Origin of the sequence: Streptomyces hyderabadensis (assembly GCF_020404845.1) — a bacterium.
GTDB lineage: Bacteria > Actinomycetota > Actinomycetes > Streptomycetales > Streptomycetaceae > Streptomyces > Streptomyces hyderabadensis.
This window is the reverse complement of the sequence record NZ_JAIOJZ010000114.1, coordinates 1-6304: the sequence shown is the minus strand read 5'-3', so window position 1 is coordinate 6304 and position 6304 is coordinate 1. Positions and strand designations below refer to the sequence as shown.

At 75.5% G+C, this 6304-nt stretch carries 5 protein-coding genes and 1 pseudogene; 3 read left to right on the top strand and 3 right to left on the bottom strand.

Annotated features, from left to right (window positions below; genetic code table 11):
• On the bottom strand, window positions 1-956 hold a 956-nt coding region (locus K7854_RS37030), incomplete at its 3' end, for a mechanosensitive ion channel family protein (protein ID WP_226030948.1).
• A 142-nt stretch (window positions 957-1098) separates the two neighbouring features.
• On the opposite strand from K7854_RS37030, the gene K7854_RS37025 reads away from it, so the two are divergent.
• Together K7854_RS37025 and K7854_RS37020 are read left to right on the top strand one after the other, a co-directional pair.
• Window positions 1099-1281 (top strand): hypothetical protein, encoded by a 183-nt coding sequence (locus K7854_RS37025; RefSeq protein WP_226030947.1) that lies wholly within the window; start codon window positions 1099-1101, stop codon window positions 1279-1281.
• A 103-nt stretch (window positions 1282-1384) separates the two neighbouring features.
• Entirely contained in the window at window positions 1385-1810 is a 426-nt protein-coding gene (locus K7854_RS37020; protein ID WP_226030946.1) for a PPOX class F420-dependent oxidoreductase, read from the top strand.
• An 18-nt stretch (window positions 1811-1828) separates the two neighbouring features.
• On the opposite strand, the gene K7854_RS37015 is transcribed toward K7854_RS37020, so the two are convergent.
• Both K7854_RS37015 and K7854_RS37010 read right to left on the bottom strand, forming a co-directional pair.
• Window positions 1829-3919: an MMPL family transporter gene (locus K7854_RS37015; protein ID WP_226030945.1), complete on the bottom strand. Its 2091-nt coding sequence runs from the start codon at window positions 3917-3919 to the stop codon at window positions 1829-1831.
• Between the two features lie 31 nt (window positions 3920-3950).
• A pseudogene (locus K7854_RS37010) lies at window positions 3951-4376 on the bottom strand (winged helix DNA-binding protein); the annotation flags it as partial.
• Between the two features lie 119 nt (window positions 4377-4495).
• On the opposite strand from K7854_RS37010, the gene K7854_RS37005 reads away from it, so the two are divergent.
• Complete coding sequence (locus K7854_RS37005; protein ID WP_226030949.1) at window positions 4496-6058, top strand: SDR family oxidoreductase; 1563 nt, start codon at window positions 4496-4498, stop codon at window positions 6056-6058.
• Window positions 6059-6304 lie beyond the last annotated feature (246 nt).

Sequence of the window (6304 nt, the reverse complement as noted above, 5' to 3'; positions counted from 1 at the left end):
ACCCACACCGCCCGGCGCGGGAAGGGGATCTCGACGCCCGCGGCGTCCAGCGCCTCCTTGACCCGGCGGCGCAGCTCGCGGGTGACGCCCCACTGCTGGAGCGGCACGGTCTTGACGGCGAGGCGCACCAGCATCCCGTCGGCGTCCAGGGACTGCACGCCCCACACCGCGGGGTCCTCCAGCAGGACGTCCGCGAAGTCGGGCTCCTCGCGCAGCGCGCGCCCGGTGTCCTCCAGGACGCGGAAGACGGTGTCGAGGTCGGCGTCGTGGGCCACGGCGACGTCCAGGACGGCGCGGGCCCACTCCTGGCTGTCGTTGCGGACGCGCAAAATCTCACCGTTGCGGATGTGCCACAGGCCGCCGTTGAGGTCGCGCACATGGGTCAGGCGCAGGCCGACGTGCTCCACCTCGCCGACGGCCTCGCCGAGGTCGACCGAGTCGCCGACGCCGTACTGGTCCTCGACCATGATGAGCAGCCCGGACAGGTAGTCGGCGACCAGGCTCTGGGCGCCGAAGCCGATGGCCAGGCCGACCACTCCGGCGCTGGCCAGCAGCGGGCCGAGGGCGATGCCGACCTGGTCGAGCACCATGGCCACGCCGACCATGAACAGCACGATGGTGACGGCACTGCTGAGCACCGAGCCGATGGTGCGGGCCCGCTGTTCGCGGCGCTGCCGCGCCCGGGACCGGTCGCGGTGCAGGACGGCGGCACCGCGGGCCGGCCTGCGCGGGCGGCTGCGCTCGGCCTCGCCGGCCGACGGTTCCAGGACCCGCTGGACCACCCGGGTGATGGCCCGCTTGGCCGCCGCGCGCAGCACCAGCAGGATCACGACGATGAGCGCGATCCGCAGCGGTATCCCGATCAGGGACGCGGTGTGGTCGCCGGCCCAGTCCGACCACGAGGCCGCCAGCTGCGGGTTCGTGACCGGTCCGGCGGGCGGGGAGGTGTGCGACATCGGCTCGGCTGCTCCGTTCCTCGGGGACGACTTGTCTGCCGTCGCAGCCGCCTACCCAAGGACCGTCCGAACATGACGGCTTTCACCGGCGCCCGCCCGGGCACCCGCGCGGAGTCGTCCCACAGCGGAAGGGGCCTGCGGCGTGGTGACCGTTGCCGTCCTGATACTGCCCGCACTGGCGCTGCTGTTGTTCGCCATGACGTGTCTGGAGGACCGGCTGTTCGGGGATCCGGCGCCGCCCCGGCACGCCCGGCGCCGGCACCTGCGTCTCCTCCCGGGAGGCGGGGCCGGCCGGGCCCACGACTCCGGGCGGGACGCCGCCTGAGACCGGCCCACGCGCCCCCGTGCGGACCCCGCCGTGCGGGCGTCCGGACCGCCGGGCGATGCTGGTACGGACGGGAGACACGCGGCGCGGGCGAGGAGAGCGGATGGACACCGGGGAACAGCACGACGCGGACGACGAGTTCGTCCACTTCTGGCAGGAGCGCCGGGTGTGCTTCCTGTCGACGCCGCGGGCCGACGGAACACCCCACCTGGTCCCCGTCGGGGTGACGTACGACCACGCCAGCCGCACGGCCCGGGTCATCACGAGCCGGGACACCGCGAAGGCGCGCAACGTGCGGCGGGCCGCCGGGGCGGTCGTCGCCGTGGGCCAGGTCGACGGCAGACGCTGGTCCACGCTGGAGGGCGTCGCGATGGTGCGGGACGACGCCGGGGCGGTCCGCGACGCGGAGACCCGCTACGCCGCCCGCTACCGGCAGCCCCGGGCCAATCCGGAGCGGGTCGTCATCGAGATCGACGTACGGCGCTTCCTCGGTACGGTGCGCCCGTCGGAGCGGCGCCCCGACGCGTGAGGGCCGGGGCGGGGAGGGTCAGTCCCGTCCCGCCAGGTCCCGGTGTCCCAGCCGCCCGGGCCACCAGGCGACGGCGCCGAGGTCGCGGGCGAGCGCCGGGACCAGCAGCGAGCGCACCACCAGCGTGTCCAGCAGGACGCCGAAGGCCACGATGAAGGCGATCTGCACCAGGAAGGCGAGCGGGATGACGCCCAGCGCGGCGAAGGTGGCGGCCAGGACCACCCCGGCCGAGGTGATCACGCCGCCGGTGGCGGTCAGCCCGCGCACGATGCCCTCCCGGACCCCGTGGTGCAGCGCCTCCTGCCGCACCCGGGACATCAGGAAGATGTTGTAGTCCACGCCGAGTGCGACCAGGAAGACGAAGCCGTAGAGCGGGACCGAGGCGTCCGTGCCGCTGAAGCCGAACACGTGGGTGAAGACCAGCGCCGAGACTCCCAGGGTGGCCACGAAGTTCAGCGCCACCGTCGCCACCAGCAGCACGGGCATCAGCAGCGAACGCAGCAGGGCGATCAGGATCACCAGGATGATGGCGAGGACCACGGGCACGATCAGCGTGCGGTCGTGCTCGGCGGTGCGCTGGGTGTCGTACTGCTGGGCGGTGTAGCCCCCGACGAGGGCGTCCGCGCCGGGCACGTCGTGCACGGCCGCCCTGAGCCGGGCCACCGCGTCCTTGGCGGCGTCGCTGTCGGCCGGCGCCCGCAGCGTCGCGTCGATCCGTACGCGCCCGTCGACCACCTGGGGGTCGCCGCCGGGACGGCCGGAGGCGGTCACCGGGGCGGCGGAGGCGACGCCGGGGGTGTCGCGGGCGGCGTCGAGGACCGGGGCCAGCCGGTCCGCCTCGGCGATGATCACGGCGGGGTTGCCGGAACCGCCGGGGAAGTGCCGGGCCAGCGTCCGCTGCGCGGCGACCGACGGGGTGTCGTTGACGAAGATCTCGTCCAGCGGCACTCCCCTGGAGGTCAGCGTCGGCGCGAAGGCGGCGCAGGCGAGCAGCGCGGCCAGCGAGACCGCCCAGATGCGGCGCGGGGCCCGGTCCACCAGGGCCGCGACCCGGTGCCACAGCCGGTGCCCGGCCTCCGGATCGCCCGCCCGTACCGGCCTGGCCGGCCAGTAGGCGGCCCGGCCGAGCAGGACCAGGACGGCCGGCAGGAAGGTGAGCGTGCTCAGTACGGCGCAGACGATGCCGATGGCGCCGACGGGTCCGAGCGCGCGGTTGTTGGTGAGGTCGCTGAGCAGCAGCGCCAGCAGCGCGAGGGCGACCGTCGCCGCGCTGGCCACGACGGCGCTCCAGGAGGCCCGCAGCGCGGCGCGCACCGCGGCGAAGCGGTCGGGGTGCCGGGCCAGCTCCTCGCGGAAGCGGGCGGTGAGCAGCAGGGCGTAGTCGGTGGCGGCGCCGATGACCAGGATGGAGAGGATCCCCTGGACCTGCCCGTCCACGCGTACGACGTCCCGCTCGGCGAGCGCGTAGACGATCGCGCAGGCCAGGCCCAGGGCGAAGACCGCGCCCAGGATGATGACCAGCGGCAGCAGGACGCTGCGGTAGACGAGCAGCAGGATCACCAGGACGGTGATCAGCGCGACCCCGAGCAGCAGTCCGTCGATGCCCGAGAAGGCGTCGGAGAGGTCGGCCTGGGAGGCCGCCGGACCGGCCATCTGCGCCCGGGTGCCCGGCACCCGCTCGGCCGCGTCAGCGATGCGCGCCAGGACGTCGGGCAGCGCGTCGCCGAGGTCCGGTTCGACCTGGACGACGGCCTGGAGTGCCTCGCCGTCACCGGAGGGCAGCGCGGGCGACGCCCGCCCGACGACGCCCGGCTCGCCCGCCAGGGAGGCGACGGAGCGGGTGGCCTCGGCCCGGTGACCGGTGACCGAACCTCCGCCGTCGGCCGTCCACACGACGATCACCGGGAGCGTCTCGTCCTGCTGGAAGGCCCGCTGTGCGTCGATGACCCGGGTGGACTCCGCGCTGCGGGGCAGGAAGGCGGCCCGGTCGTTGGTGGCGACCTCGCCGAGCTTCCCGGCGTACGGCCCGAGCGCTCCGCCGATGCCGAGCCAGACCAGGAGCAGGACGGCGGGGACGAGCCAACGGGCCCGCCGGGAAGGGTTGGACATCGGTGTCGGGTCTCCAGGGCTGCGGGACGGCGAAGGCAACTCGGTCGGTGGCGGCGGCCTCGGCCGGCGGAAGGAAGTACGTCCGCGCCGCTTCCCCGGCCTGGCACACGTGGCGCAGGTGCACGACCCGGCGGTCGGCGCTCTCCCGGACCCGGCGCACGTGCCCGGCGCGCTGCGGCCGGTCCACGCCGGCCGTCACCGCGTCCGAGGTCAGCGCCAGGTGCTCGCGCGGCCGCCCCGCCGTCATGGGCTCGCGCGCGTCCAGGGTGGCGGCGAGCGTCCGGATGTCGGTGGCGTGCAGGCCGTGGCCGCCGGCGAAACCGTGCACGAGGCGGTTGATCTCGCCGTTCATCCGCCGCAGCGGTGCGGCGAGGACGTGCGGGCCGCTCGTCTCGGGGCCGGGGCGGCCGGTCCCCCGCTCGTGCGCGTGCTGTCCGCGCCGGTTCGCTGTCGCCACGTGATCAGCGTATAGAAGGGTCCACCCGGGCCGGCACGCGTCCGGTGCGGCCCGTTCGGGGGAAGGGGTCACGGAGACGACTGTCCCGCGAGCGACGGAGCGACATGAGCCAGGCAGACATGAGCCAGGCAGACGAGGGACCCGGCCGGACGGGCGGCGAGGCGGGCGGGGCGGGCCTGCGCTGCCTGGTCACCGGGGCCACGGGCTACATCGGGGGCCGTCTCGTGCCCGAACTGCTGGACGCCGGGCACCGGGTGCGCTGCCTGGCCCGCTCCCCGCAGCGGCTGCGCGACCATCCCTGGGCGGCGGAGGTCGAGGTGGTGCGCGGGGACGTGACCGACGCCGGCTCGGTGGCGGGGGCGATGGCGGACGTCGACGTCGCCTACTACCTCGTGCACGCGCTCGGCACCGGCGACGACTTCGAGGCGACCGACCGGCGGGCGGCGCGCACCTTCGCCGAGCGGGCCGCGGCGGCCGGCGTGCGGCGCATCGTCTACCTGGGCGGCCTCACCCCGGCCGGGGTGCCGGAGGGCGAACTGTCGCCGCACCTGCGCTCCCGCGCCGAGGTGGGCCGGATCCTGCTGGCCTCCGGCGTGCCCACGACCGTGCTGCGCGCGGCGGTCGTCATCGGCTCCGGGTCGGCCTCCTTCGAGATGCTGCGCTACCTCACCGAGCGGCTGCCGGTGATGGTCACGCCCAGCTGGGTCCACACCCGCGTCCAGCCGGTCGCCGTGCGGGACGTGCTGCGCGCCCTGGTGGGCAGCGCCACCATGCCGCCCGAGGTGTCCCGGACCTTCGACGTGGGCGGGCCGGACATCCTCAGCTACCGGGACATGATGGTGCGCTACGCCCGGGTCGCCGAGCTGCCCAGACGGCTGATCCTGCCGGTGCCGATGCTGACCCCGGGGCTGTCCAGTCACTGGGTCGGGCTGGTCACGCCGGTCCCGGCGGCCATCGCCCGCCCGCTGACCGAGTCGCTGCGGCACGAGGTGGTGTGCGGCGAGAACGACATCGTGCGGTACGTGCCGCCACCGCCGGGCTCCCCGCTCGGCTTCGACGAGGCGCTGCGGCTGGCCCTGCAACGGGTGCGGGAGGCCAAGGTCAGCACCCGCTGGTCGTCCGCGTCCGTGCCGGGGGCGCCCAGCGACCCGCTGCCCACCGACCCGGACTGGGCCGGCGGCAGCCTCTACACCGACGACCGCGCGCTGACGGTCGACGCGCCGCCGGACGCCTTGTGGCGGGTCGTCGAGGGCATCGGCGGCGACAACGGCTGGTACTCCTTCCCTCTGGCCTGGGCGGTACGGGGCCGGCTGGACCGGCTGGTCGGCGGGGTCGGCCTGCGCCGGGGGCGCCGGGACGCCGCGCGGCTGCGGGTCGGCGACTCGCTGGACTTCTGGCGGGTGGAGGAGATCGTCCCCGGGCGGCTGCTGCGGCTGCGCGCCGAGATGCGGCTGCCGGGGCTGGCCTGGCTGGAGATGTACGTCGAGACCGACGACACCGGGCGGACGCGGTACCGCCAGCGGGCGCTGTTCCATCCGCACGGGCTGGCGGGCCAGGCCTACTGGTGGAGCGTGTGGCCCTTCCACGCCGTGGTCTTCGGCGGCATGGCCCGCAACATCACCCGCGCCGCCGCCCACGCCCCGCGGGAGCCCGACGGGGCCCACGACGCCCCGGCCCCGTGAGACCACCTGCCACACCCGGCCTGCACCGCTCCCCCCCACCGGCCCACGCCACACCCGGCCTGCACCGCGCCCCGCCACCGCACGTGCCACACCCGGGCCGCACCACGCCCCCACCGCCCATGCCATGCCCGGGCTGCACCGCGCCCCCGACCACCCACGCCACACCCGAGCCGCACCAAAGCCCCCACCACCCACGCCCTGCCCGAGCCGCACCGCGCTCCACCGCAGCACCCCCACCTGCGCACC

What these genes read in the sequence shown, in the direction of transcription:
- K7854_RS37020 (WP_226030946.1), top strand. Translation starts at nt 1,385, where the DNA reads ATGGACACCGGGGAACAGCACGACGCGGACGACGAGTTCGTCCACTTC.
- K7854_RS37005 (WP_226030949.1), top strand. Translation starts at nt 4,496, where the DNA reads ATGAGCCAGGCAGACGAGGGACCCGGCCGGACGGGCGGCGAGGCGGGC.
- K7854_RS37015 (WP_226030945.1), bottom strand. Translation starts at nt 3,919, where the DNA reads ATGTCCAACCCTTCCCGGCGGGCCCGTTGGCTCGTCCCCGCCGTCCTG.